This is a genomic window from Curtobacterium sp. ER1/6, assembly GCF_001742745.1.
Lineage (GTDB): Bacteria > Actinomycetota > Actinomycetes > Actinomycetales > Microbacteriaceae > Curtobacterium > Curtobacterium citri.
In genome coordinates, this window is the sequence record NZ_MJAK01000003.1 from 41,795 (window position 1) to 66,514 (window position 24,720).

Annotated in this window: 23 protein-coding genes and 1 tRNA gene; 9 read left to right on the forward strand and 15 right to left on the reverse strand. The window is 68.8% G+C overall.

The annotated features are described in order from the left end of the window. Positions 1-208: 208 nt before the first annotated feature. The gene (locus Cus16_RS06435) at positions 209-415 is read right to left on the reverse strand and encodes a cold-shock protein (protein WP_022904520.1); all 207 of its coding nucleotides are present in this window, start codon (positions 413-415) and stop codon (positions 209-211) included. 393 nt (positions 416-808) lie between these two features. Between Cus16_RS06435 and Cus16_RS06440 the strand changes: the two genes are divergently transcribed. Then, a complete protein-coding gene (locus Cus16_RS06440) occupies positions 809-1,192 on the forward strand; it encodes an SseB family protein (RefSeq protein WP_069711843.1) in 384 nt (127 codons plus the stop codon). A 97-nt stretch (positions 1,193-1,289) separates the two neighbouring features. Here the strand turns inward: Cus16_RS06440 and radA are convergent, their stop codons facing one another. Then, the gene (radA, locus tag Cus16_RS06445) at positions 1,290-2,651 is read right to left on the reverse strand and encodes a DNA repair protein RadA (protein ID WP_069711844.1); all 1,362 of its coding nucleotides are present in this window, start codon (positions 2,649-2,651) and stop codon (positions 1,290-1,292) included. A 9-nt stretch (positions 2,652-2,660) separates the two neighbouring features. Next, on the reverse strand, positions 2,661-3,800 hold the full coding sequence (locus Cus16_RS16235) for an SGNH/GDSL hydrolase family protein (protein WP_189319545.1): 1,140 nt from the start codon (positions 3,798-3,800) through the stop codon (positions 2,661-2,663). Between the two features lie 141 nt (positions 3,801-3,941). Between Cus16_RS16235 and Cus16_RS06455 the strand changes: the two genes are divergently transcribed. The 3 genes from Cus16_RS06455 (at position 3,942) to Cus16_RS17115 (ending at position 5,900) form a co-directional block, all read left to right on the forward strand. Beyond that, positions 3,942-4,031 (forward strand) — tRNA-Ser (locus tag Cus16_RS06455). A gap of 409 nt (positions 4,032-4,440) precedes the next feature. Next, positions 4,441-5,394 carry an adenylate/guanylate cyclase domain-containing protein gene (locus tag Cus16_RS16240; protein ID WP_141718852.1) on the forward strand — a complete coding sequence of 318 codons (954 nt, stop codon included), beginning with the start codon at positions 4,441-4,443 and terminating at the stop codon, positions 5,392-5,394. Positions 5,395-5,489: 95 nt separating this feature from the next. Then, positions 5,490-5,900: a Pycsar system effector family protein gene (locus Cus16_RS17115; protein ID WP_223246548.1), complete on the forward strand. Its 411-nt coding sequence runs from the start codon at positions 5,490-5,492 to the stop codon at positions 5,898-5,900. A 409-nt stretch (positions 5,901-6,309) separates the two neighbouring features. Here the strand turns inward: Cus16_RS17115 and Cus16_RS06460 are convergent, their stop codons facing one another. After that, positions 6,310-8,013 carry a DUF262 domain-containing protein gene (locus tag Cus16_RS06460; RefSeq protein WP_069711846.1) on the reverse strand — a complete coding sequence of 568 codons (1,704 nt, stop codon included), beginning with the start codon at positions 8,011-8,013 and terminating at the stop codon, positions 6,310-6,312. 471 nt (positions 8,014-8,484) lie between these two features. Between Cus16_RS06460 and Cus16_RS16245 the strand changes: the two genes are divergently transcribed. Continuing rightward, a complete protein-coding gene (locus tag Cus16_RS16245; protein ID WP_141718853.1) occupies positions 8,485-8,982 on the forward strand; it encodes a hypothetical protein in 498 nt (165 codons plus the stop codon). Between the two features lie 294 nt (positions 8,983-9,276). Beyond that, positions 9,277-10,314, forward strand: a complete 1,038-nt coding sequence (locus Cus16_RS16250; RefSeq protein ID WP_141718854.1) for a hypothetical protein — start codon at positions 9,277-9,279, stop codon at positions 10,312-10,314. Between the two features lie 282 nt (positions 10,315-10,596). On the opposite strand, the gene Cus16_RS06470 is transcribed toward Cus16_RS16250, so the two are convergent. Continuing rightward, positions 10,597-11,097, reverse strand: coding sequence for a DUF4259 domain-containing protein (locus tag Cus16_RS06470; protein WP_069711848.1), 501 nt, complete (start codon positions 11,095-11,097; stop codon positions 10,597-10,599). Between the two features lie 41 nt (positions 11,098-11,138). On the opposite strand from Cus16_RS06470, the gene Cus16_RS06475 reads away from it, so the two are divergent. Then, positions 11,139-12,884: an endo-1,4-beta-xylanase gene (locus Cus16_RS06475; RefSeq protein ID WP_083263774.1), complete on the forward strand. Its 1,746-nt coding sequence runs from the start codon at positions 11,139-11,141 to the stop codon at positions 12,882-12,884. A gap of 3 nt (positions 12,885-12,887) precedes the next feature. Here Cus16_RS06475 and Cus16_RS06480 read toward each other — a convergent pair whose 3' ends face one another. Beyond that, on the reverse strand, positions 12,888-13,472 hold the full coding sequence (locus tag Cus16_RS06480; RefSeq protein WP_069711850.1) for a TetR/AcrR family transcriptional regulator: 585 nt from the start codon (positions 13,470-13,472) through the stop codon (positions 12,888-12,890). A 78-nt stretch (positions 13,473-13,550) separates the two neighbouring features. Here Cus16_RS06480 and Cus16_RS06485 point away from each other — a divergent pair, with 78 nt between their 5' ends. Beyond that, complete coding sequence (locus Cus16_RS06485; protein ID WP_069711851.1) at positions 13,551-14,459, forward strand: NAD-dependent epimerase/dehydratase family protein; 909 nt, start codon at positions 13,551-13,553, stop codon at positions 14,457-14,459. A 10-nt stretch (positions 14,460-14,469) separates the two neighbouring features. Here Cus16_RS06485 and Cus16_RS06490 read toward each other — a convergent pair whose 3' ends face one another. The 7 genes from Cus16_RS06490 to msrA all read right to left on the reverse strand — a co-directional run bounded on the left by Cus16_RS06490 (position 14,470) and on the right by msrA (position 22,048). Further along, positions 14,470-14,889, reverse strand: coding sequence for a BLUF domain-containing protein (locus Cus16_RS06490; protein WP_069711852.1), 420 nt, complete (start codon positions 14,887-14,889; stop codon positions 14,470-14,472). An 87-nt stretch (positions 14,890-14,976) separates the two neighbouring features. Then, a complete protein-coding gene (locus Cus16_RS06495; protein WP_069711853.1) occupies positions 14,977-15,906 on the reverse strand; it encodes a PfkB family carbohydrate kinase in 930 nt (309 codons plus the stop codon). Continuing rightward, positions 15,906-17,375, reverse strand: coding sequence for a purine-cytosine permease family protein (locus tag Cus16_RS06500; protein WP_069711854.1), 1,470 nt, complete (start codon positions 17,373-17,375; stop codon positions 15,906-15,908). The genes Cus16_RS06495 and Cus16_RS06500 overlap by 1 nt, the downstream gene beginning before the upstream one ends. 104 nt (positions 17,376-17,479) lie before the next feature. Next, positions 17,480-18,496 carry an ADP-ribosylglycohydrolase family protein gene (locus Cus16_RS06505; RefSeq protein ID WP_069711855.1) on the reverse strand — a complete coding sequence of 339 codons (1,017 nt, stop codon included), beginning with the start codon at positions 18,494-18,496 and terminating at the stop codon, positions 17,480-17,482. Continuing rightward, complete coding sequence (locus Cus16_RS06510) at positions 18,493-19,203, reverse strand: GntR family transcriptional regulator (protein ID WP_069711856.1); 711 nt, start codon at positions 19,201-19,203, stop codon at positions 18,493-18,495. The genes Cus16_RS06505 and Cus16_RS06510 overlap by 4 nt, the downstream gene beginning before the upstream one ends. A gap of 114 nt (positions 19,204-19,317) precedes the next feature. Next, entirely contained in the window at positions 19,318-21,336 is a 2,019-nt protein-coding gene (gene glgX / locus Cus16_RS06515; protein ID WP_069711857.1) for a glycogen debranching protein GlgX, read from the reverse strand. Between the two features lie 190 nt (positions 21,337-21,526). After that, positions 21,527-22,048, reverse strand: a complete 522-nt coding sequence (gene msrA, locus Cus16_RS06520) for a peptide-methionine (S)-S-oxide reductase MsrA (protein ID WP_066651533.1) — start codon at positions 22,046-22,048, stop codon at positions 21,527-21,529. A gap of 219 nt (positions 22,049-22,267) precedes the next feature. Between msrA and Cus16_RS06525 the strand changes: the two genes are divergently transcribed. After that, positions 22,268-22,528: a hypothetical protein gene (locus Cus16_RS06525; RefSeq protein ID WP_069711858.1), complete on the forward strand. Its 261-nt coding sequence runs from the start codon at positions 22,268-22,270 to the stop codon at positions 22,526-22,528. Positions 22,529-22,689: 161 nt separating this feature from the next. Here Cus16_RS06525 and Cus16_RS06530 read toward each other — a convergent pair whose 3' ends face one another. Continuing rightward, positions 22,690-23,511, reverse strand: a complete 822-nt coding sequence (locus Cus16_RS06530) for an aldo/keto reductase (protein WP_069711859.1) — start codon at positions 23,509-23,511, stop codon at positions 22,690-22,692. An 18-nt stretch (positions 23,512-23,529) separates the two neighbouring features. Next, positions 23,530-24,711 (reverse strand): PQQ-binding-like beta-propeller repeat protein, encoded by a 1,182-nt coding sequence (locus tag Cus16_RS06535; protein ID WP_069712047.1) that lies wholly within the window; start codon positions 24,709-24,711, stop codon positions 23,530-23,532. Between the last annotated feature and the right edge of the window lie 9 nt (positions 24,712-24,720).

Consider the following 24,720-nt stretch of genomic DNA (forward strand, 5'->3'; position numbering starts at 1 on the left):
GGAAGTCGTCGATGAACGTCTGCAGGTCGAACGGCTGCGCGCTGTCTTCCGGCCCAGGGTGCGAGGAAGTCATGCGTCAACGGTACGTCACGTCGCTAGGTTGTCTAGCAATGTGCGCCGATCGGCCGTGGCCGCCCCTCATCCGCCCCCGGGAACAGCGAACGGGCCCGCCGTCCGAAGACGACGAGCCCGTTCCGAGCAGCTGAGGTCAGCCGATGACCGAGATGTTCTCGGCCTGCGGGCCCTTGCGGCCCTCGGTGATCTCGAACTCCACCTTCTGGTTCTCCTCGAGCGACTTGTAGCCGTTGCCAGCGATCGCGGAGAAGTGCGCGAAGACGTCAGCGCTGCCGTCGTCCGGAGCGATGAAGCCGAAGCCCTTTTCGTTGTTGAACCACTTGACGGTGCCAGTTGCCATGATGGCGTTTCCTTAACTTTCTTGCCAGGCGAACGTTCGCTGCCTGTCTTGCGGGACGGCACTTGCTGCCGCCGATCCGCCGACGAGTGTCGTCGGATCGTTGCGTTCCGCGGGCATGGGCCGGCGGCACGGGTTCGGGGCCAGGCGACCTGAGAGGGTCAGTGACCGATGGCGCTCGAAGGTGCAGAGCACCGGAAGAACGATGGACTCCCGCCGGAGCGGTTGTGACCAACCTACCGCGCCAGCGCCGCAATGGAAGAGTCCTGGGGAGAAATCAGCGGCGGATCCGGGAGATCGCCAGTCGCGATGTCCGATGACGGCCGTTCGGGTCCGGTCACCGGCGGTTCGCCTTCCTGGTCGCCAGACGCACGAGGATCTGGTGGACTAGGGGCGATGGCAGACAAGGAACAGCGCTTCCGGAGCGAACAGCTCGAGGAAGCCCTCGCGAAGCAGGACGTCGCCGCAGTCGCGTTCGCCCTGCGCAACGACATCGTGATCGTCCCGCGGCTCGTGACCGGGAAGAAGGACATGCAGGTCCGGGTGTTCGGGCGCGAGGGCTCCGACAGGCGCATCCTGCTGCTCTTCTCGTCGGCGGACGCCTACACCGCGATGGTGCCAGACGAGAAGGTCCGGCAGGTCATGGTCTACGACGGGCCCCGGCTCGAGGAGTTCCTCGCTGCGCACCTCGACTCGCTCGAGGGCGTGTTCTTCGACATCGCCGGGCCGCACACGATGCAGGCGGCGCCGGCGGACCTGCTGGCCGCGCTGCGCGCGTAGGTCACGGCTACCCGATCCTCCGAGGCTCCGGGCTTGCTGCGCTTCCGGGCTCCGGCCTGGAGGCGCTGGTCGCCTCCGACCGGCGATCGCGCGTCCGTCAGAACGCGCGGTCGAGCTCGCGCTCGCGGACGGACTGCGTCAGCGAGAACGCGACGCGCAGCGCTTCGCGCAGGTGCTCCGCGTCTGCGCCGAGCACCGTGGTGAAGCCGAGCCGGGATGCCTCGCTCGCGCGCTGCTTCGCTCCGGTCGCCGGGCGGATCTCGCCCGCGAGGCTGATCTCGCCGACGGCCGCGAGCGTGTGCGGGTACGGGCGGTCACGGGCGGCGCTCGCCAGGGCCAGCGCGATCGCGAGGTCGGCGCCCGGCTCCGTGAGCTTCATGCCGCCGACCGTCGAGACGTAGACGTCGGCGTCGGAGAGCTTCAGCCCCGCCCGACGTTCGAGGACCGCGAGCAGCATCGCCACGCGCGACGCGTCCACCCCGTTCACGACCCGTCGCGGCTGCGGCGCCGAGCTCGGTACGACGAGCGCCTGCACCTCGACCGGCAGTGCGCGCCGACCCTCGAGGGCCACGGTCACGCAGGTCCCGGACACGGGCGTGCCGTTCCGTGACATGAAGAGCCCGCTCGGGTCGGGGACCTCGTGGATGCCGTCGCCGGCCATGTCGAAGCAGCCGACCTCGTCCGTCGGGCCGAACCGGTTCTTCAGCGCCCGGACGAACCGCAGGGCCGTCTGCCGGTCGCCCTCGAAGTGGCAGACCACGTCGACGAGGTGTTCGAGCAGTCGCGGTCCGGCGATCGTGCCGTCCTTCGTGACGTGCCCGACGATCAGGACCGGGAGGCCCCGCTCCTTCGCCACGCGGATCAGGGTCGAGGCGACCTCGCGCACCTGCGACGTGCCGCCCGCGATGCCGTCGATCGTGCTCGACGAGATCGTCTGCACGGAGTCGGCGATCACGAGGTCGGGCTGTACCTGGTCGATCTGGCCGAGGATGACACCGAGGTCGACCTCGCTCGCCAGGTAGAGCTGGTCGTGCATGGCGTTCGTGCGCTCGGCACGGAGCCGGACCTGGTCGACGGACTCCTCCGCGCTGACGTAGAGGACGCGCTTACCGGTCGCCGCCGCGCGTGAGGCGACCTCGAGCAGCAGCGTCGACTTGCCGACGCCCGGCTCACCGGAGAGCAGCACGGCAGCCCCGGGGACGATCCCGCCGCCGAGCACGCGGTCGAACTCACCGATGCCGGTGTTCCACCGCTGCACCGCGGTGCCGCGTGCCTCGGTGATGGGGCGGGCCACACGCGTGCCGGCGACGGCGACCGGAGCGGTGCCGCGGGAGCTGGTGGCAGCGGCGGTCGTGTCCTCGACGGTGCCCCACGCCTGGCACTCGCCGCAGCGGCCGACCCACTTGATGCTGGTCCACCCGCACTCGGTGCAGCGGTAGAGGGACTGGGTGCGCGCCATGGATCGAGGCTATGCCGCTCCGCCGACACCACCGTGCTGCCCGTCCGGCTCGGCGCGGTGTGCGGGGGCGTGCGGTCGGTCGTGGCCGGTGCCGGTGCCGGTGCCGGGTCCGTCGGTGTCGGGTGCTGGAGCGCCCTGCGCCTGCACGTGCTTGTTCTCGTGCGGCTGCTCGTGCTCGTGTTCGTCGTCGTTGTGGTTGCGCTCGTGCTCGGGCTCGCCGCTCCGCACTGGAAGCGGGATCGAGCCGGTCACGCGGTGGCGCAGACGCTCGACCCGACTCGGACGCTCGCCGTGCTCGAGCTCCTCCGCGTGCTCGGTGTCCTGCTCCGCCCGTGCGCTCGCGACGGCGCCGGCCTCGCTACCGAGGTCCTCGGCCTCGCGAGCGGACAGGTAGTGCCGGATCGCGGCCACCGTGTCGACCCGCGCGTCGACCGCCGGCTCGAAGGCGCTCGCCCAGATCTCGTACCCCCGGTCGTTCGGGTGGAACAGGTCGCCGTAGCTGTTGAAGAAGGTCCGCCGCAGCCCGACGCGCTTCGTGATGACGTGCAGCGGGGCCACCGTCAGCCCGAACTCACCCGCGACGCGGTGCACGATCTCGTTGGCGACCGCGACCTTGCGCTCCCGGTCCGGCACGAACATGCACGGCAGCTCGGCCACGATCGCGTGCGAGGGCACGGCCCCGTAGATCGCGCGGATGTTCCGCTCGAACTTGTCCGGGTGGAAGTCGGCGATGTCGTTCGCCCCGATCGAAACCGTGCACACGTCCGGCGTGTACTTGCGGAGCTTCGGGAGCTGGTCCTGCTTCGCGCCCCACGTCGTCGACCCCGAGATGCTGAGGTTCACCACGCGGACCGACATGCGCGACCGGTGCCGGATCCGCCGCGCCAGGAGCCCGACGTACCCGCGACCGGGGGCGGTGGCGCCGACCCCCTGTGCCGCGGAGTCGCCGATCGCCAGGTAGGTCAGCTGCCCCTCGTGCTGCAGGCGCTCCCGCCACCAGTCGGCGTGCACGGGCAGCATGTCGACCACGCGCTGCGAGGCCGCTCGTTGCCCGCGGATCCCGGCCCTGGCGCCGAACGCCCCGCCGCCGACGACGGCCAGGCCACCGATGACGGACGTGAGCAATGCGACGAGGGTGCGGGTTCTCATGCCGGAGACCGTACGCGGGCTGCCTCGTCGGTGACCCTGCTGTGCCTGATGGGTGAGCGGGGATCTGGATCGGACCGCCTGTGGAGGGGAGGCGACCTGCGGTGGTCGAGCGGGCCTCCCGGATCGTGTAAGATCTTTCCCGGTACCGTGTCCGAGCGGCCGAAGGATCATGTCTCGAAAACATGTGTGGGGGCAACTCCACCGTGGGTTCAAATCCCACCGGTACCGCCACAGAAAACCCCCGTTCGCGCGGGGGTTTTCTTGTTTTGGCGAGTGCCTGTGATGCGTCTTTGGTGCAAATCTCGCTCAGGGCGTCCCGCGCCGGACAGTCGAAGTCTCTTCGAACTCATGCTGGAGTCAGCCCGGTGCGTTGAGCACGCGGGCAGCCCAGTCCGAGGCTTCACACCTCTACTCCCGCGGTGAGGGAGATCGAGCTGATCACGACGTTGCGCTGTGCAAGCTTTAGATCTGCGCCTAGATCCGTGGTGTCGACGGCCCGCAGCGGAGTCCAGGACTACAACCTCGCAGCCATCGGCGCCCGTGGCACTGAGGTATGCCCAGTCCGACGCGCATCCGCAGTGGGCGAAGTCGGCTGTAGCCGCTAGCTTGTGACAAGCGCTCATGTCATAGGGAGGGACGCGTGCTGAAACTAGGAAACTTGCTTTCCGATGTAGCCGACCGCACATCGGAGAAACTCTCGCACGAGCCAAAGGTTGAACTCAAGGATGGATCATTCGATCCGGCGAAGTTGCCCATCGACGCAGCAACGTGGCACTTCCTTAGCGACGTCGTAGCGGTTGTGTTTGACATGAGGGGCTCGACCCAATTGGAGAAGGGTCGCTCTGCTGCAAGCACCGCCAGCATCTACGACGCAGGCGTTGGAAGCGTTGCAAGGATTCTGAGAGAGTTTGACGTGGATTTTGTAGACATCCAGGGAGATGGCGGCTTTGGTCTCTTCTGGGGCGAGCGGCGATATGAACGTGCCATGTGCGCCGCGATCACGACTCGGTCCTACTCGGACGAGTTCACCGCCCAGATCGAGGCAAAGTGGAAAACCGCTCCTTCGACTGGATTCAAGGTGGCAGTTGCAAGTTCCTCCATCATGGCAAAGCGTGTTGGCATACCGAGGCACCTTGATCTTCAAGAGCCGGTATGGGCAGGCCATGCCGTCAATTACGCCGCAAAAGCCGCACAGCAAACCGACCCCCGAAACCTCGTCATAACGGCAAGTGTCTGGGATGAGATACAATCGAACGATTATCTCAGCTTCTCATGTGGGTGCGACGGGAATGGGAACCACACGGGTCTGAGTGTTCTTTGGGAAGACGTGGAGCTGGACAAAATCCCAGACGAAGAGCGGTTCGGTCAGTCGTTATCCAGCCCTTGGTGCAGTGTTCATGGCGACGAATTCTGCCACGCTATCCTCAAGGGTGATAGGTACCGGCCTGACGTACCCGAAGGCTTGAGAAGCGAGCGCAATCTCCGAGGCAGCTACAGTCCCACGCTCGTTACTCTTGCTCGTCGACGGGCCGAAATTCGCCGCCAGTTCTCTGCTGATTCGTCCATCACAACAGCAAGGGGCGGGGAACGTTGAGCCGGTCCAGACTGTCCAAGCGTGCCGCAGAGCAAGCCGCGATAGTACTTCTTGAGACACGTGAGGAGCTAGTCCGCGCTGACTCTAAGGCGTCCTTGCTGCTCGCAGCTACAGGCGTAGCCGTCGGAGCTGTCTCGACGGCGATTCTTGCCGGGTCTTGGTCACCCAATTCACTCACCTTTCTCGGAGCGCACCTGTGGTGGACCGGCGTGGTTGCAGCTTCGGTCGGTATCGCCGCTCTTGGGTACTCGGTGTTTCCGCGAACGAAGCGCTCTGGCCCTGCTGAAGGTCCGATTTTCGGCTACTATGCGGATATGGCGAATATAACTTCGGACGAACTGGCGAGCCTCATTCGGGCTGCGGGCAAGAATCTGGATGACCGGTTGGTAGACCAGCTCGGACAGATTTCGAAGATTGTGGTGCGAAATTATAGAGGAGTTCGTTTGGCTTTGTGGTCCCTCGCCATTGCTGCTCTTTTGTGTGCAATATCCACAGTGGTCGGCTAGTGGATCGTCCAGCCTGTGTCGGCAGCTGGCGGCTGGCAGCTGGCAGGCCCTCAATTGCCAGAACTGAAATAGGAGGGCATATCGGTGTTCCCTCGTGAGCTGAGGGGAGGCGGGGTTGGGAGCCGCAGAGTAGCAACCGTCCGAACGAAGAACCGCTCGACCCCTGCGCAGGAAAGTTGCGATAAGGGCCATTAACGTCGATGCGAGTCGCGCCCCTTGAAGTGGCTGGAGGCTGCATCTGTATGAACCACCCGTCTGATGCTCCGATCCAACGGAGGCCGTCCTCGCTGAACCTTGGCGCTCCATCTCGGTGAGGGATCGGCGTGCGGACGGTACGCGATTCATTTTGTGGCGCTTCCCAGCCCGCAGATCGTCCCGTTCGGGCGCTCTGCGGACGCGGTGGACCCGTTCAGCTTCCGGTGACTTCGCCGGCTTCCGCCTCGTAGGACTGCAACCCCCACGCGTCGTAGAGCGTCTCGGTGAGCTTCTGCTGTCGCTGCTTCACGATGTCGAGGTTCCAGTCGGTCTCCTGGATCACTTGTGAGGTGAGCTGGAAGATCGCGGAACCCTTGAAGTACTTCGAGGCCTTCACGTCGAAGGCGTAGTTCTTCACCTGCGCGTTCTTGCGGCCGTTCAGCAAGAGCAGGTTGCCGAGACGGTTGGTCCACGTCTCGCGGGCTTCCTCGTCGAATCGCTCGAGCCAGTAGTCGACAGTCGGTGTCTGCGGCAGCACATGCTCGATCTGGATCAGCGGCTCATTGTATTCGACGGCGCCATCGGTGGTCAGCATCTCGTCAAGGCGCAGGAGGACATAACGCGCGCGCCTCTTCTGCATGTTGTAGATGTCCCCGTTGATCGCGTGCCGCGTCTCCGCGATCTCTCCTGCGGAGAGCTCGAAGGAAGGCGCGTCGAGCCCTTGTCCTTCCTTAAGCTCGGTGAGCAGGTCAAGGTACCGGCCGATACGAGGCGTTGTGTAGATGCCTCGGACGAGAAAGCTGGCAGCGAGCGTCTCGAGCTTCGCGAAGAACTTGGTGAGGAACGCAGCGTCGTCGCCGTGGTTGTAGAGCGCCCAAATCGCGGTCGGCCGCCAGTCTCTGTTGTCGATGCGTGAGAACCGCTTCAACCACCGGTTCACCGGCTGCCACTCGCTGTCGTCGGGGAAGTCGGCATGGACGGTGCGCAGGAACGCGTCGGCGTACGGCACGAGCATCTTCTCGACGAACTCGGCTGCTTTGCCCTTCTTCAAGTACTTGTTGAGGACTTGCTCGGGGAATTCCTGCAGCAGTTCGTGGCGGGCACGCTGGGCGGTCTCGACCGTACGCATGTCGCGGAAGAGTTCGGTGAAGTCGTCCGCGCCAAGTTCCTCTTCTTTGTCCTCCCAGCTCTCCGCGAGAGGCGAATGCGCGGGCAACTCGCCGATCACCATCGACTTGAAGATGTCTGCGGGCGAAAGGTCGAGGCCGCGTGAGTTCATGACGGAGAAGATCCGGTGGGCGCTCGACAGGCTTGGCGTGGTGACGATCACGAGGAACGTCTTCGTCAGAAGGAAGGTCGCGAGCGCCTGACGCTTCTCCGTCGACCACGAGGAGAGCCGCGTATAAAGGGCGTTCACGTTGTCGCGAACCGCCAGCTTCGGCTCCAGATCCGCAATCGCTTTGCTCGCGGTCGTGAGTTCTGCGATTTTCCCGGTTTCTTGGATGTAGACACGGAAGAAGTCCGAGATGTCTTTGCGTACAGCGAGCCGCGCCTTCGGCGGAATGTTTCGGATGGTGGAGCCAGGCTCGTAAACGAGATCGCCGAGCTCCCGGCTCTCCTTGTCGTCCTCGGCGAGGTCGCGGAGCACGGCGAACAGCACCGTCAACGTCGTCAGGCGCTGCTGCCCGTCCACGACGTCATATGTGGTGCGGTCGCGCTCGATCAGTACGAGCGACCCGAGGAAGTACTCATCGCCTGCACCTCGATTCAGGCTCTCCTCAAGGTCTTCCAGCAGCTGGACGGCTTGCTCCACGCCCCAGCGGTACGGCCGCTGATAGTCGGGGATGGAGAAGTTGTAGTCGTCCGAGAAAACCTTGTCGAGAGATTGCTCAGCCGCGTGGAGCCCGGTCATCGCCATTCGTCGAGCGTATACAAACGGCCGCTGCACGACAGGCCCCCGATCGGTGGGCGGCGGGCTGGGCTGGTGCCCATGACCTGGTTTCCTTCGAGGCCTCTAGGCAGGCGAGAACGTCGCCCACAGCCGACAGCGCGACTTGCGCGAGCACGGTCCCTCACCTGCACGATGACCGATTGCTGACCGGGCAGGGTCCCCGGTCGCTCGGGACGTGGAGGATGACGCGGGCGCTGTATGGCACGGGGCGCTGCGTCGTGCCGTCGTGCCGTCGTGCTTCCCCGTCAGCCGCGCACCGTGTTCGGCTTCGCACTTCCCGGGCCGGGCCGGGCCGGCCCGGGAGTGAGTGGACGAAGTGAACACTCACGGCTGATTGGGACCAGTACAGGATCGCCCTAGGGACGCCCCACGACACAGAGCGCCGCGAAAGGACGACAGCGCGCGGAGCTGCTCTTGTCCTTGCCCTAGGTTGCGTTCATGACTAAGAACATCAGAGAAGTGCACGCCATCACGTACGAGGGCTTTGTGAACGAGGCGATCAACGTCGGCCCAGACGACGAATCGCTCGATCAGATCATCCGACGTCTTGAGACTTACGGGGTCAGCGTTGAAGGGGAGTGGCGCGTTTACTGGCCCACGTCGGGTCCCTGGTTCGTCGCTGATCGCCTCTCTGAGCGTGCAGCGCGCGTTGTCGAGAGACTCTTGAACGATCAACGCTTCATGCCTAGCGTGTCCACCGGCTGGCACCACGAACCGGTTGACGGCGCGAGGGCAGTCGCCTCTCTGACAGATCGGCAAGTTGGCCCTGACTGGCGTCATGGCACGGACCTCACAGCATCGTCCGACCGCCAGACAGACGGCTGGGTCCGAGTGTGGATGCGGTTCAGTTCGGAGGCCCGTATTAATCGTGCAAGTTCGAACCTCGAACAGGCTCCTGCAGGCGTGCGGACCGTCTTCGTCGAGTCTGTCGACTGAGGTGTCGGGCTTGGCCGTGCTGTCCCCCGACCGGCCTTGAACTCGACGCGTCCTCGGACCGGACAAGTGCCGCCTCTACCGCGTCCGGTGAGCAACCGGGCACCGGACGGCCCCCATCACCGGCCAGTTGAACAGCCTTGCGTTTGACGTCATTGCAGTCCCGCCGCGGAGCGGCAGAGGACGGTACCCGTCGCCGCTATCGCCGCCATCGCACGTGCGACCGCGCGAAAGCGCGCAGTGGGCAAACGTCGGTAGCGCTGGGGATAAGCTCACGCGCCACGCTAGAGTGCCTATGTGAACCTTCTGGGGAAGTTGGCTTTGGGCACGTCTGACATTCGTCGGAATCTCGAGGAGAAGCTCGCGTCGGGCTATCTGACGTCGGACGTCGGACGGGCCGCGCGAGACGCGAGTGCGCTTTGGGAAACCACTCTCGTCGCGAGCGGCCATAATTGGACGAACACTTATCTCTACAACCAGACGGAGGACCTCGCTACGCTTGGTTGGACTGGCGCGCCCGACCTTCACTTGATACGTAGAACTAGCAATGACGCGAAGCACGGAACGCCAATCTCGGCGACCGCGGACGATATCCTAGTTGCTTTGCAGCGGCTGGAACGCTTAAGCTCTTCGCTCGAGCCGATTGTCCCTGGACTGAGACAGAACATGAAAGAGCCGCGATTGCGCCGCATCGTTTGCGCCATCTATGACTACTTTGCTCAGGGTGAGACGGAGTTTGTGTTCCTTGAAGCCAGGCCAGCCGACACGTGGATGACGTGCAACCGCCTGGACGCGTTCCAGGTGAACTCCACCGATGAGGCAGAGGCACGCGCCGGGCTCGAGATGCTTGACGGCTGGAAGTATGACCCAACGGAGTTCGAGGATCTCCGAAGCTCCCTCAGAGAGTCAGACAACGAGCTCTGGAGAATCGGAACGTTTACTGCTCAGTATGAGGACGCGTACTCGATCATGTCGCAGTTTCAACATGATCGGAAGCTGCTCCGAGGCCTCCACCGTGACGACGATCTTTCGAACGTTCTGGTCACGCTATGCCTAGTTCGCGCGCGCGATTCCGCGATCGGCGACGTCGACGGGTTGCTTCGAGCTGCGGCCGAGGCGGGCCTGGTTTCGCGGCGACGTGACCTCCGAGAGTTGGCCGCGGCAGTGATCGGCATGTTCAATCAGCTGGCGTCCGAACGCCATGACGTGATTATCGTCGACCGCGCCAACCCTCGGGTTTACGAACAGGAGCGCGAGCGGAATCCACTAGCAGTCGACCCACATCACGGGCTGTTAATGACTCAGGAGGGAGTGCTTTTCGTACGCACGCCCTGACCGCCGACAGACCGGGATCGGCTGGACCGGTCAGGAGCCGAGCGACGCCGCCGCGCAGGTCGATCGGTGAAAGGGCGACGAGGACGCTCAGGCTGCGCCGGCGGCCATTGAGCAGGTCGACGAGCTCCTTGAACGCTGGGTTGCCACCCAGCAGGCCGGTCGGGATGGTCGGCTGTCACCTACATCCGAAGACGGTCCCAATGTAAACCCTGGCTCCGGCGATTCCGACATGCATAGCATATAACCAGCGACTCACCTTGCCTGGCGCTTCAGTCCGAACGATCAGAAGTGCGTGATACCCTGCTTTTTTGCAATGGCGCGCAGTGTCTTGGCAATGTGATGCAATCCGTGGATTTCTGGCCTCAAATCGCCCCGACCGGCCGTGAAGTCCAACTTGTACTCATCAGTTAGTTCAGTACCTGCACGGTCCTCATATCGCAGCTTTACGGAGAAAGCGCCCGGCAGGTCAGTTGCATATCGCTCCGGTCCCGAGTCGAGGAAATTTGAGAGTTCGGCTTGCGGAGCAAGCACATCTGCGCGGCCGACGAACTGTTGGATCCTCTCGGTGTAGGCGTCGGTCTGCGTGGGACGCGCGAGTCCGTGGGCGACGACCTCCGCCGCTGCGATGGCGGTGGCAGCGGTGTCGCTGTCGAGGGTGTCGCCGAGCTTCGCCGCGGTCGAAAAGGCGGCCTTGACGACCGTCCACCGTCGCTCGCCGTCGAGTTCTGCGACGAAGTCGGCGGCTGCATCGTTGCCGATCGGCTCGGCGCTCCAGGTCCCCACGCCGCAAGCGTAGGACGCTCCCCGTCCCGTAGTCTCCGAGCATGCGGACCGCGCCCGACGACCGACCACGGTCGGGGTCCCGACGACGCCCCGCGGGACAGCGGAGCCGGAGCTGGTCGGCCGGCGGATTGGCCGCCGTCGCGCTCCTCCTGACGGGCTGCAGTACGACGCCGCCGCCGGTCGAGCGCGACACGGTCGTCGACCTCCTGCACCATGACTGGCAGCACGTGCCCGGCATCGCCCTCGACGGCGATGCGCTCCGGGTGACGCAGACCGCCCGCCGGATCGTCGAGCAGGACGGCGGCGGCGGGCAGCCGGACCCGCCCGTGAACCTCTTCGGCACGCACCTGTCGGCCGACGGTGACTTCTCGCTCAGCACGACGCTGCGGGACGTGACCGACGACGCGACCCTCGCCGTGTACGACAGCCCGCCGGTCATCGCGGACGAGTTCCGCATCGAGCCGGCCGGCGTCCACCTCACGCTCCGCGGGGACGACCTCGAGGTCGTGGTCTTCGACGGCTCGCCGCTGCGCGACGCGGCGCACCCTCGGCCGGCGCGCGACGAGCACGTGCGGGTGGACGACCCCGAGGCGGAACTGTCCGTGCAGCGTTCCGGCGACGACCTCGCGGTGACGAGCGGTGGCGACGCCGTGATCTCGCTGCCGCTCGGGGACGTGTTCGACTCGGGCGAGCTCTGGCTGGGGCTGTCGAGCGACGAGGGGTCGTTCACGGTGTCCTCGCTCACCGCTGCGGCGCCGGCGAGGGACTCCCTGGCCGTCGAGGGACCCGTCGCCGCGAACGCGGACCGGTCTCCGGACGGACTCCAGGCGCTCGCGGCACGGCTGAGGCCGGGCTTCCGGATCGGTGCGGCGGTGGCGCTCGGGCCGCTCGCCGCGGACCGGCAGTACGCGCGCAACTTCGTGGGGAACTTCGGGGCCCTGACCCCGGAGAACGCGATGAAACCGCAGGCGCTCGCGCCGCGCCAGGGCGTGTACACGTTCGAGGAGGCGGACGCCCTGCTCGACCTGGCGGCGACCGAGGACATCGCCGTGCACGGCCACACCATCGCCTTCACGGAGGCGATGCCGCGGTGGATGCGGGACCTCCCCATCGACTCCGCGGAGGACCGTCGTGCCAGCGCGGACGCCCTGCTCGACTACGTGCGGACGGTGGTCACCCACTTCCGGGGCCGGCTCGACTCGCTCGACGTGGTGAACGAGCCGTTCGACGTCGACCAGGGGACCGACCTGCAGCAGAACGTCTGGTACAGGGTGTTCGGTGCCTCCTACCCGGTGGTCGTGTCGAAGGCGGTGCACGGCGCGGACCCCGACGTCCGGCAGTTCATCAACGAGAACGGGGCCGACGTGCCCGGGCCCCGGCAGGACGCCCTCCGCCGACTCGCGCTCGACACGAACGCGCAGGGCGGGTACATCGACGGTGTCGGTCTGCAGGCGCACGTCTACGACCTCGACACCGACACCGTCTCGGTCGACGACCTCGCCACGACGCTCGAACGGTTCGACGACGCCGGTCTGCTCGTCCGGATCTCCGAGAACGACGTCACCGACAGTGAGGGCCAGGACGCCCAGGCCGAGCAGTACGCCACGATCCTGGCGACGTGCCTCCGCTCCGAGGCCTGCATCTCGTACACGACGTGGGGCGTGGACGACCGGTACGACTGGTTCACCGACGAGGACGGCCGCCTGCAGCAGGGACACGACCTGCTCTTCGACGACGGCAGCCCGACCCCCGCGTACGACGCGCTGCGGGAGGCGCTCGCCGACTGAGCGTCAGCCGGTCCGCACCGCCGGGTCCGCCGCGGCAGCGCGCAGGTGCGCGAGCTCCTCGGCCACCAGCGGTCGGAGGTCCGCGCCCGGTGCCGCGACGGTCCACCGGTCGAAGCCGTCGTAGTAGGCGCGGACGGCGGTCCAGGCGAGGACCGCGGCCCGGGCGTCGTCCTGCAGTCGGTTCCGGAGCGCGTGCTCGAGCGCCTCGGTGATGACGAAGCGCTTGTGCACGGCACGCTCACGCAGGGCCTCGCTCGACGCCGTCAGCTCGGCGATGGCCGCGCCGACGGCCTGCTGCTCGGGCACGTGCTCGGCGACGAGTGCATCGAGCACCGCCTCGACGAGCGCGGCGCCGTCGAGGTCGTCCGGGGCGTCGCCGACCACGCGTCGGACCGTGTCGACGGTGGCGGCCTGCCCCTGGAACAGGATCTCCCGCTTGTCCGCGAAGAGTCGGAAGAGCGTCGCCTTGGTCAGCCCGGCGCGCTCGGCGATCTGTGCGGCGGTGGTCCGGTCGTAGCCCTGCTCGCCGAAGAGCGCGAGCGCCGCGTCGAGCAGCCGCCCGCGCGGGTCCGGTTCCCAGCGTGCCACGCTCCGATCCTAGCCGATGCGACTCGGTCTCATCGGGTGTACGGTGACGAGACCAAGTCTCATCACGAAGGAGTACTCATGCGCATCTTCATCACCGGCGGGACCGGATGGATCGGGAGCGCCCTCGTCGGCGACCTCCTCGCCCGCGGGCACGACGTCGTGGGCCTCGCCCGGTCGGACGCCTCGGAGGAACGGCTCCACACCATGGGCGCGCGGTCGGTCCGCGGGGACATGACCGACCACGACCGCATCGTCGAGCAGGTCCGGCTCGCGGACGCCACGGCGCACCTGGCCTTCACCCTCGACTTCGGCGCGTTCGAGGAGACGATCGACAACGAGGTCGCTCTGCTGGCCGCCGTCGGCGACGCCCTCGCGGACAGCGGCAAGGCCTTCTTCGCCGCTTCCGGGACGCCCACGAACGCCGCGGGGACGGCCATCGAGGACGATCCGCTCGACCCGGACGGACCGGCGGGAGCCCGGGCGCGGACGGCCTCGGCGGTGCTCGGCCTCGCCGACCGCGGGATCCGGGCCGGGCTCGTCCGGATGCCGCGGACGGTGCACGGGGAGGGGGACCGCAACGGACTCATCGCGGCACTCGTCGGCCTCGATCGGCAGCTCGGCGTGGCGGCGTACGTCGGTGACGGTCGGAACCGGTGGCCGGCGGTACACGTCGGCGATGCGGCACGGCTCGTCCGCACGGCGCTCGAGGACGCCCCCGCCGGGGCCGTCCTGCACGCCTTCGCCGAGGAGGGCGTCCGGATGCGCGACGTCGCCGAGGTGGTCGGACGGCGGACCGGCCTGCCGGTGGGAGCCGTCGACCCGACGGAGCTCGGCGTGTTCGGCGCGCTCCTCGGCGGCGACCAGCCGGCGTCGAGTGTGCGGACGCGGGAGTTGCTCGACTGGCGGCCGACGGGACCTACCCTGCTCGAGGACCTCGAGGACCTCGAGGACCTCGAGGCGGGGTACTACACGGACGGACGCGCCTGATCGGGAGTGGTCAGCGACCGGTCGGGCGGAACCAGCGGATGAGCTCACGGAGGGCCGGCAGGGAGCTGAACTGCGTGCCGTCCCCGGCGTCGAGGTCCTCGAAGGTCGTGCGGTAGCCCGGGGCCTGCTCAACGTCGGTGTCCTCGGCGGGGTAGCCCATCGTCCACTCCGGGAACTGCCGCTCCTCGATGAGCTCTTCGGTCAGCACGGTGACCTTCGTGTGGCGCTCGTCGTGCTTGATCGTGGCCATCTTGTCGCGGACGGCCTGGTCCGGCCCCTCGAGCAGCTGCAGGAAGTAGCCGTTGCGGAAGAGCAGGACACCGGTGATGTCGTTCCGTTCGTTGGCGCGCCGGCTCTGCGCGAGCAGCCCGGCGAGGTCGTCGTCGTCCAGCGGTCGGGTGGCGACGCTCGAGTAGATGAGGGACAGCATCGGGTCTCCTTGGTGGGGGAGTGGTCAGTCAACTCCGTGTGCCCCGTGTGTCCCGCTGGCCGTCGGGGGACGACCGGACAGGCGGTGTCAGGCCGACGGGTGCGCCGCCAGGAACGCGTCGGTCTCCGCCGCGGTCGGTGCCGTCGCCGGACCGTGCCGCGTCACCGCGAGGGCCGCCGCCGCGTTCGCCCGCCGGACGGCGTCCAGCAGCGAGGCACCGCGGGACAGGGCCGCGACGAGCACGCCGCCGTGGGCGTCCCCCGCGCCGTTCGAGTCCACCGCGTCGACGCTGAAGCCGGGCACCAGCACCGGGGCGGCCCCGGGTTCGGCGACCCAGCAGCCCGCTGCGCCGTCGCGGACCAGGGCGGTGCCGCGGGCGGACGCGGCGATCGCGGTGGCCGCCTCGGGGAGTCCCGCGGCCGTCGGGGCCAGGAGCCGCGCCTCCCGGCCGTTGGCACTGACCACGTCGGCCCGCTCGAGGACGGGCCCCAGGACCGCCGGGTCGAGTGTGTCGACCAGGGGCGACGGGTCGAGCACGACGCGGACGGAGGAAGGCACGGTGCCGATCCAGTCCGCGATCGCCGGGCCGTTCACGGCGTGTGCGAGGCCGTAGCCGGAGACGAACACGGTGTCGTCGGAGCGGAGCTCCACGCGGTCGAGGTCCGACCGGTCGAGGCGGCCCTCGGCGCCGACGCTCGTGACGAACGTGCGCTCGGTGGAGGCGTCGACCAGGGCGACGCAGTAGCCGCTGTCGACGTCGTCGAGGCCGGGCTGCAGGACCTCGACGCCGGAGGTCGCGAGTGCCGCGCGGACGACGTCACCGAACGGGCCGGTGCCGTACTGGCCGGCGAAGGCCACGTCGATGCCGTCGCGGACGGCGGCGACCATCGTGTTCAGGCCGCCGCCCGCGGTGATCGTCGACGCCGAGGCGATCACGTCCCCGCCGGGCTCCGGGATCGCGTCGACCCGCATGACGATGTCGACGATCACGTTGCCGACCGAGACGAGACGGGGCATCAGCGACCCTGCTCGGGAGCGAGCACCTGGCCGCGTGCGCCGCCGGTGAGCAGGTACACGGCTGCGGCCACGACGAAGGTGACGATCCAGCCGAGGCCGTTGGCACCGATCCAGCTCGCCGAGAACGCCCCGACGAACACGGGGTCGGCGTCACCCACCTGCACCGCGGTGAACAGGAACCCGACGACGATCGCGACGACCCATGCGGCCAGGGCACCCCACGCGACCCCGCCGCGGTACCAGTAGCGGCCGCCGGCGCGGAGGTCGAGGAGCGCGACGGGGTCGTACCAGCGGCGCCGCAGCATGTCGGCGGTGAAGACGCCGAGCCACGCGGTGATCGGGACGGCGAGCACCGAGATGAAGGTGATGAACGGCGCGTAGAAGCCGTCGGCGACGAGCATGAAGTACATCGCGCCGAGCGTCGTCACGACGACGTCGACCGCGACCGCCCACACGCGGGGGACCGCGATGCCGAGGGTGAGCGTGGTGAGGCTGGCCGAGTACACGGACAGGTGGTTCGACAGCAGCAGGCCGCCGAACGCGGCGACGAGGTACGGGATCGCCATCCAGCCGGGCAGCAGGTCGCGGATCGCGGCGACCGGGTCACCGGCCTGGGCGAGGGTCGGGTCGCCGGCGGACACGAGCGCGCCGAGCCCGACGAGCACGACGAGGGGGATCCCGGCGCCCGCGGCGCTCGCCGCGATGAGGGCCCCTGCCCGGACGGACGTCCGGGTGTAGCGGGCGATGTCCGCTCCGGCGGTCGCCCAGCCGATGCCGGTGCCGGCCGCGATCGTGCCGATGCCGATCACCATCGCGCTGACCGGGCCGGCGGGCTGCGAGCCGACGACATCCCAGTCGACGCGGAGCACCAGGAAGACCGCGACGAAGACGTTGAGGGCGCCGAACACCCACGTCGCCCACTTCTGCACGGCGACGATGAACGCGTGGCCGAGGCCCGAGACGAGCACCGTGGCGACGACGAACACCAGGATCGCGACGATCGTCAGCACCGGGTGGGCCTTGGCGTCACCCTCGGTGCCGAAGAGGATCGCGAAGAGCGAGAGCAGCACGAACGCGGCGGTGGTGGTGTTCACGGTCTCCCAGCCCAGGCGGGAGAGCAGCGACACCGCGGTCGGCCCGACGTTGCCGCGCACGCCGAACACCGCGCGGCTCAGGGTCAGGCCGGGAGCGCCGCCGCGACGGCCGGCCACGGAGATCACGCCGACCACCGCGAAGGACCCGGCCGCACCGATCACGGCGACGAGGAGGGCCTGCCAGATGGTCAGCCCCTGGAACGCCACGAGGGTCGCGCCGAGCGGCAGCCCGAGGATCGAGATGTTCGCGGCGAACCAGACCCAGAAGAGCGCGCCGGGTCGGCCGTTCCGCTCGTCGGCGGGCACGGGCTCGATGCCGCGCTGTTCGATGCTCGTCAGCGTGCCGCTGGAGAGCGTGGTGGTGGCGTCGGCCATGGGGTCCTCTTGCGTCGTCGGAAGGGGTGGTGCGGATGGGGTGGTGCGGGTGGGGGAGGGGACCGAGCGGTGGCGAGGGGGGACGCCACCGCTCGGCGTCAGGGTCAGCCGCGGTGGCGGAGCGTGAGCAGTCCGTGGACCAGCGGGCCGAGGTCGAGGTGGTTGACGGTCGTCACGGTGGCGACGGCGTCGGCGGGCCAGGCGTCCGCACCGTGGACGGCACCGAGCACGGCCCCGGCCATCGCGGCGATCGTGTCGGTGTCGCCGCCGATCGACGCCGCGGTGCAGAGCGTCTCCCACGGGTCGAGGTCGAGTGCGACGAGGGCGAGTGCGGCGACGACGGACTCCTGGCTGGCGACGCTCGTGCCGATGAGCCGCGAGACCGTGTCGATCCGGTCCGCCGCGGGCACGGTCGGCAGGTACCCGCGTGCCCAGGCGGTCTTCGCCGCGACGTCGGCACCGGCGACCCAGTGGCCGCGCTCGGCACCGATGGTGGCGGCCGCGACGGCGGCGTCGAGCGCCTCGGTGCGGGATGCCCCGTCGATGCCCGCGCTGACCGCTGCGGCGACGGCGCTGGCACCCGCCACGCCGAGCCCGGTGTCGTGGGTGACCCGACAGGCGTCCTGCACGGCGTCGACCAGCCGGACGAGGTCGCCGGACGGCACGGCGATGCCGACGGGGGCGATGCGCATCGCGGCGCCGTTCGTCGTACCGGTCGACCCGGCCTCGGACGCCGGGACGCCGTCGAGGATCCGCTGCACGGCCGTCTTGGTGCTCGGCCCGAGCAGGTCGAGCGAGCCCTTCGCCTCCATCGCGCGCTCCCAGGCGATGAGCGCCTCGGCGAAGCGGGTCGGGTCGATGCGCCCGTCGCCCTCCAGGAGCAGCTCGGCGACCATCACGGCCTGCTCGGTGTCGTCGGTGATCGTGCCCGCGGGCATGCCGGCGGCGATCCGCTGGTGCGGCCCGGCGTCCACGAAGCCCGTCAGGACACCGTGGTCGGCGCGGATCTGTGCGAGCGACATCGACTGAGTCGGCATGCCGAGGGCGTCGCCGATCGCGAGTCCGGTGAGGGCGGCGAGGGCTGCGGTCTGGTCGTCCACGGGGTCCTGTCGGGTCGTCATCGTGCCGTCCCGAAGCGCATGTGCAGCCGGAAGCGGTCGGGGTCGAGGAGGCTGTCGACGCGCTCGACGAACGCGCCGTCGGCGGTGCGGGAGACGCGGCGGCTCCGGAGGAACGGGGTGCCCGCGGGCCGGTCGAGCAGCGCCGCGTCGTCGACGTCGAGCGGGACGACGTCGACCCACTGCTCGGCCTCCGCGGGGACGAGGCCGGCCTCGGCGATGGTCGCGGTGAGCGAGTCGTCGACCAGGCCGTCGGTCGTCGCCGCCGCCAGGCGCCCGACGTGCGGCAGCACGCTGCGCTCGAGGGACACGGGTCGCCCGCCGACGACGGTGCGGAGCCGGTCGACGGCGACGAAGGTCGCCTCCGCCGCGTCCACCTCGGTCTGGAGGCGCGGGTCGTCCAGCCGGACGAGCCGCAGGATGCGCGTGGTCACCTCGGTGCCCGACGCGGCGATCGACCGGGCCCAGCCGCCGCGCGGGTCGAGTGTGGCGCCGTCGAACGTGACGACGGAGCCGATGCCTCCGCGGGTGGCGATGTACTCGTCGTCGGCCAGGTCGGCGAGGGCGGCCCGGATGGTCCCGCGGCTCACCGCGAACCGTTCGGCGAGGTCGTGCTCGCCGGGCAGGCGCTCACCCGCGCGGTACCGGCCCGACGCGATCGCGTCGCGGAGCGCGTCGGCGACGAGACGACGCTTCGATGAGACCGGCATGGACAGGAGTGTACATGTACAACGCCTGTCCAGTCATCGAGACGACCTCAGGACGGACGGGAGGCGCGGTGCCAGCTGGCACCGCGCCTCCCGTCCGCAGCGGGTCGTGCCCGACTACACCAGCGCCGTGAAGGACGCGTCGCGCACGAGCAGCGACGTCGCGTCACCCTCGACCGCCTGGTCGGGGTCGCTCGACAGGCCGAGCGACCACGTGCCACCGCCCGGCTTCTCCGGCAGCGTGAACTCGACGGTGGTGTCCGAGGCGTTCATGAGCACCGCGACGGTGTCGTCGCCCTGCTGCAGCACCAGGATCACGGCACGGTTGCCCGCGTCGGCCCAGTCGCCGTCCTCGAAGCCCTGCGCGTCGGCGCGGAGCACCTGCACGGTCGACTCGGAGTCGCCGGGCGCCGTGCGGTACCAGATCGGGCGGAGCGCCGCGTGCTGCTTGCGGAACGCGATCGCCGCGGTCGTGAAGGCGAGCAGGTCCTGGTCGGCGGCCTCCCAGTCGAACCACGAGATCTCGTCGTCCTGGCAGTAGGCGTTGTTGTTGCCGCCCTGCGAGCGGGCGATCTCGTCACCGCCGAGCATCATCGGGACACCGGCCGAGAGCATGAGCGTGCCGAGGAAGTTCCGGCGCTGGCGGTCGCGGTAGTCGTTCACCGCGCCGTCGTCGGTCGGGCCCTCGATGCCGCCGTTGAACGAGGTGTTGTTGCTCTCGCCGTCGTTGTTGTCCTCGCCGTTCGCCTCGTTGTGCTTCTCGGCGTACATCGTGAGGTCGGCCAGGGTGAAGCCGTCGTGCGCGGTGACGAAGTTCACCGAGCAGAGCGGGGAGCGGCGGGAGCCCTCGTAGACGTCCGGGCTGCCGAGGGTGCGCTGCACGGCGTCGCCGAGCGTGCCCTCGTCGCCGCGCCAGAAGGAGCGCAGGTCGTCGCGGTACTTGCCGTTCCACTCCGACCAGTCGGCCGGGAAGCCGCCCACCTGGTAGCCGGCGGTGTCCCAGGGCTCGGCGATCATCTTGACCTCGCGGAGCACCGGGTCCTGGTGGATGATGTCGAGGAACGCGGAGTGCTTCTCGGCCTCGCCGTCCTGACGGGTCAGGGTCGTCGCGAGGTCGAAGCGGAAGCCGTCGACGTGCATCTCCTCGACCCAGTAGCGCAGCGAGTCCGTGATGAGCCCGAGCGCGGAGGGGTGCGAGACGTTGAGGCTGTTGCCCGTGCCGGTCGTGTCGAAGTAGTTGCCCTCGTCGCCCTCGACCAGGCGGTAGTACGACGCGTTGTCGATGCCCTTGAAGGACAGCGTCGGGCCCATGTGGTTGCCCTCGGCGGTGTGGTTGTAGACGACGTCCATGATGACCTCGAGCCCCGCGGCGTGCAGGGCCTTGACCATCTCCTTGAACTCGGTGACCTGCTGGCCGGCCGTGCCCGAGGACGAGTACTCGTCGTGCGGGGCGAAGAAGCCGATGCTGTTGTAGCCCCAGTAGTTCCGGAGGCCCTTGTCGGCGAGGGTCGAGTCCTGCACGAACTGGTGCGTCGGCAGCAGCTCGACGGCGGTCACGCCCAGGTCGGTGAGGTGCTTGATCGCGGCGGGGTGTGCGAGGCCCGCGTAGGTGCCGCGGATCTCCTCGGGCACGTCCGGGTGCTGCTTCGTGAAGCCCTTGACGTGGACCTCGTACACGACCGTGTCGGCGTACGGGGTGTGGAGCAGCTGGTCGCCGTCCCAGTCGAACGCGCGGTCGGCGACGACGGACTTCGGCATGGCGCTCGCCGAGTCGGTCTCGTCGATCTGCTCCGGGTCCTCCATGTCGTGGCCGAACAGGGCCTGGCCCCACTCGTACGAGCCGTCGACGGCCGTGGCGTACGGGTCGAGCAGGAGCTTCGCGGCGTTGTGGCGCAGGCCGTTCGCCGGGTCCCAGGCGCCGTGCACGCGGAAGCCGTACCGGGTGCCGACGGTCACGTCCGGCACGACGTCGTGGAAGGTGTAGCCGGTGCGGTTGCGCAACTCGGTGCGGTGCTCGGTGCCGTCCTCGTCGAAGCGGCAGAACTCGACACGCTCGGCGGTGCTGGAGAAGAGCGCGACGTTGGCGCCGCCGTCGACGAGCGTCACGCCGAGCGGGGTGCGGGAGGAAGTGGTCATGCTCCCACTTGTAGTGGTCAGCGACTGTGCCCTGCGCGTCGGTGACGTACCCCGGACATGCCGGACCGACGACGGACGGGCGCGCCCCGCTCAAGGGCAACGCGAAGCGTTGCGCGGGACGCGCCGACCGAGCCTGCGAGGGAGAACGGTGCCAGCTGGCACCGCGCCTCCCGTCCGTCACATCAGGACATCAGACCGTGGCGGTCGCCTCGTCGCGGTGCGGGAGCTTCCAGCCTGGACGCACGAAGTGGCAGGTGTACCCCGCCGGGTACTTCTCGAGGTAGTCCTGGTGCTCCTCCTCGGCCTCCCAGAAGTCGCCCGCGGGCTCGACCTCGGTGACGACCTTGCCCGGCCAGATGCCGGAGGCGTCCACGTCCGCGATGGTGTCGAGTGCGACCTGGCGCTGCTCGTCGTTGGTGAAGTAGATCGCCGAGCGGTAGCTGCGACCGACGTCGTTGCCCTGCCGGTCCTTGGTGGACGGGTCGTGGATCTGGAAGAAGAACTCGAGCAGGTCGCGGTACGAGATCTGCGACGGGTCGAAGACGATCTCGACGGCCTCGGCGTGGTCGCCGTGGTTCCGGTACGTGGCGTTCGGAGTGTCCCCGCCGGAGTAGCCGACGCGCGTGCTGATGACGCCGGGTCGGCGGCGGAGGAGCTGCTGCGCTCCCCAGAAACACCCGCCGGCGAGGATGGCGGTCTCGGTCGTGGTCATGCTGGCCTCCTGGGCGTCGTCGTTGCCGCTGGCTGCGGCATCACCGGGTGCAACCGGCGACCCCGGGCGCGTGTTCCCGGGTCGTGGTCCATGGTGCGCCCGCCACCGCACAGGCCGCTGATGACGCTGTCCGCTCACGGTCGGTGGGCCTGGCGAGCACCGTGCGGACGTCCGGACGGTGGTCTAGCATTCGAACACACGTTCGAACGGGAGGTCGGGATGATGCTGACGCACGAGGTCGCCACGGTGTGGTGGGAGCGCGGGGTACCGGACCGCATGGTGTGGCGGGATCGCCGCTGGCGGGTGAGCGACAGCCCGACGCGGCTGACCGCGACGGCGGAGTTCCTGCCGTCGGCGATGACGCACGCGCCGGAGCGCACGGTCGGGTGGCGCTTCCAGGTGAGCGCCGACGAGGACGCGGTCGTCGTCGACATCGTCCCCGAGGGTGACGGTTGGGTGGTCGCACGGACCTGGCGCTGATGGTCGGCGGTTCGCTCACTCGTCGCCGTCGACGACCCGGGACGAGGCCGTCGCATCGACTCCCGAGCCGCGACCGGAACTCGCGCCGATGCCCTCCAATGGTATGACCATTGGAGGGCACCGGCACCGGCTTCGGCCGGGCGGCCACGGGCGCGCAGGGGCTAGCTGTCGGTGTCGTGCAGCCCGTCGAGCGTCGCGACGTCCTCGGCGGACAGCATGAAGTCGACGTCCGCGTTCTCCGCGATGCGGGACGGCGTGGTCGACTTCGGCAGGGGCAGGACGTCCTTGTCGAGCAGGTAACGGATCGCGACCTGGGCCACCGACTTGTCGTACTTGCCGGCGATCTCGCGGATGGCCGCGTTCTCGAGCAGGCCGCCCGTCGCGAGCGGTGAGTAGCCCTCGGTGAGGATGTCGTGCTCGCGGTCGAACGCGGTGGTCTCGTCCTGCGTGTTGCCGATGAACCAGCGGATCTGGTTGGCGTGCGGGACGACGTCGGTGCGGCCGAGCAGGTCCTGCAGGTCGGCGACGTCGAAGTTCGAGACACCGATGCTCTTCGTGCGGCCGGCCTCGTACAGCTCCTCGAAGACCTTCCACACCTCGACGTTGCCGTCACGGTGGTCGGAGCCCATGTCGCTCCACGGCCACGGCGCGTGGATCAGGTACAGGTCGACGTGTCCGAGGTCGAGGTTGCGGGACGACTCCTCGAAGGCGCTGCGGGCGCCGTCGGCGGTCTTCACCTCGGCGGGCAGCTTCGTGGTGACGAAGACCTCGTCGCGCGCGATGCCGCTGTCGCGGATCGCCTCGCCCACGCTGGCCTCGTTGCCGTACGCCAGCGCGGTGTCGATGTGCCGGTAGCCGGCCTCGAGGGCGGTCTTCGTGGCGTCGTACGCCTCGGAGCCGGTGGGGATCTGCCACGTCCCGAAGCCGATCTTCGGGATGTGCAGGCCGTTGGACAGGGTGAACGTGTCGGTGAGAGCGGGCATGTCGCGGACAGTACGCCGTCAGGCGACCGCGATCTCGTTCGGGACGCCCGGCAGCTCGTCGCTCGACGCGACGACCTTCCCGGTGGTCAGGTCCACGGCGTGGACCTTCTGCTCGGCCGGGTCGGTGACGTAGGCGACGTCGCCGACGACCTTGAGCGCGGGGTGAGCGTCCTGCCACTCGGTCGGACCCTCCCACGCGTCGATGACGTCGAAGGAGTCGATCGGCTCGCCCGTCTGCTCGTCGAAGGTGTGCAGTGCGCCGTCGGAGCCGAGGACCACGGCCTCGTCGCCAGGGCCCCGGGCCAGGTCGCGGAAGGTGAAGCCGACGCCCTCGGGCATGTCCGCCACGCGGTACTCGCCGGAGGCCGCGTCGATGAGTGCGACCTGGTCGAGCAGGTACCCCTCGCTGTCCGGGTCGTCGTTGTAGTCGCCGACGGCGACGGACGAGTCCTCGGTGGTGAAGAGGTTGCCGGTGCGGCCGTACTCGGTCGGGGCGTCGATCTTCGTGAACGCGCCGTCCTGGTACACGAGGGCGCCGTCGGTGCAGCCGAAGACCGCGACCTCGCCCTGCACCGCCCCCTCGCCGTGCACGTTCGGGCACGCCTCGGAGCGGGCCAGCTCCTCGCCGTCCTCGTCGAGTGCGCGGACGCCGGTGCGCTCCTCCTCGGTGCCGATCGTGCTGAGGAGCGTGCCGTCCTCCAGCACGATCGCGACGCCGTGGTGGGCGGCCTCGGACTCCGTGGTCTCGACGTCGGGCAGGCGGTCGCCGTCGAGTTCGTCGTGGTCGAACACGGTCACGTCGCCGGAACCATCGGCGAACAGGACGGTCTTCTCGCCGTGGACGACGGCGTGGCCGCCGGTGTCGGCGGGGAAGACCGCGTCGGTCAGGGCGGGCGCCGCGGCGGTGTCGAGGACCCGGAAGCCCTCGGGCACCGTGACGAGCACGTGGCGGCCGTCCCCGGCGGGGTTCACGCGGGTGAAGCCGTCGATCGCGTCGTCGGCGACGACCCGCAGGTCCTGGTCGAGGGTGAGCAGGCCGCCGTCGTAGGTGAGGACGATGCGGTCGCCTCCGGCGGATGCGGCCTTCGTGGTGCGGGTGCCCTCGACCTCGGCAGCGGGCCCGGTCGAGCAGCCGGTCAGGACGAGGGCGGCGGCGCCGAGCAGGGCAGCGGGGGCGAGCGTGGTGCGCAGTGGTGTCATGCCGATCAC

Coding starts and splice junctions, on each gene's coding strand:
- Cus16_RS06475 (WP_083263774.1), top strand. CDS start 11,139: ATGCGGACCGCGCCCGACGACCGACCACGGTCGGGGTCCCGACGACGC.
- Cus16_RS06485 (WP_069711851.1), top strand. CDS start 13,551: ATGCGCATCTTCATCACCGGCGGGACCGGATGGATCGGGAGCGCCCTC.
- Cus16_RS06530 (WP_069711859.1), bottom strand. CDS start 23,511: ATGCCCGCTCTCACCGACACGTTCACCCTGTCCAACGGCCTGCACATC.
- msrA (WP_066651533.1), bottom strand. CDS start 22,048: ATGACCACGACCGAGACCGCCATCCTCGCCGGCGGGTGTTTCTGGGGA.
- Cus16_RS06500 (WP_069711854.1), bottom strand. CDS start 17,375: ATGGCCGACGCCACCACCACGCTCTCCAGCGGCACGCTGACGAGCATC.
- glgX (WP_069711857.1), bottom strand. CDS start 21,336: ATGACCACTTCCTCCCGCACCCCGCTCGGCGTGACGCTCGTCGACGGC.
- Cus16_RS06505 (WP_069711855.1), bottom strand. CDS start 18,496: ATGACGACCCGACAGGACCCCGTGGACGACCAGACCGCAGCCCTCGCC.
- Cus16_RS16245 (WP_141718853.1), top strand. CDS start 8,485: ATGACTAAGAACATCAGAGAAGTGCACGCCATCACGTACGAGGGCTTT.
- Cus16_RS06535 (WP_069712047.1), bottom strand. CDS start 24,711: ATGACACCACTGCGCACCACGCTCGCCCCCGCTGCCCTGCTCGGCGCC.
- Cus16_RS06525 (WP_069711858.1), top strand. CDS start 22,268: ATGATGCTGACGCACGAGGTCGCCACGGTGTGGTGGGAGCGCGGGGTA.
- Cus16_RS06510 (WP_069711856.1), bottom strand. CDS start 19,203: ATGCCGGTCTCATCGAAGCGTCGTCTCGTCGCCGACGCGCTCCGCGAC.
- Cus16_RS06490 (WP_069711852.1), bottom strand. CDS start 14,889: ATGCTGTCCCTCATCTACTCGAGCGTCGCCACCCGACCGCTGGACGAC.
- Cus16_RS06495 (WP_069711853.1), bottom strand. CDS start 15,906: ATGCCCCGTCTCGTCTCGGTCGGCAACGTGATCGTCGACATCGTCATG.
- Cus16_RS06460 (WP_069711846.1), bottom strand. CDS start 8,013: ATGGCGATGACCGGGCTCCACGCGGCTGAGCAATCTCTCGACAAGGTT.
- Cus16_RS06440 (WP_069711843.1), top strand. CDS start 809: ATGGCAGACAAGGAACAGCGCTTCCGGAGCGAACAGCTCGAGGAAGCC.
- Cus16_RS16235 (WP_189319545.1), bottom strand. CDS start 3,800: ATGAGAACCCGCACCCTCGTCGCATTGCTCACGTCCGTCATCGGTGGC.
- radA (WP_069711844.1), bottom strand. CDS start 2,651: ATGGCGCGCACCCAGTCCCTCTACCGCTGCACCGAGTGCGGGTGGACC.
- Cus16_RS06435 (WP_022904520.1), bottom strand. CDS start 415: ATGGCAACTGGCACCGTCAAGTGGTTCAACAACGAAAAGGGCTTCGGC.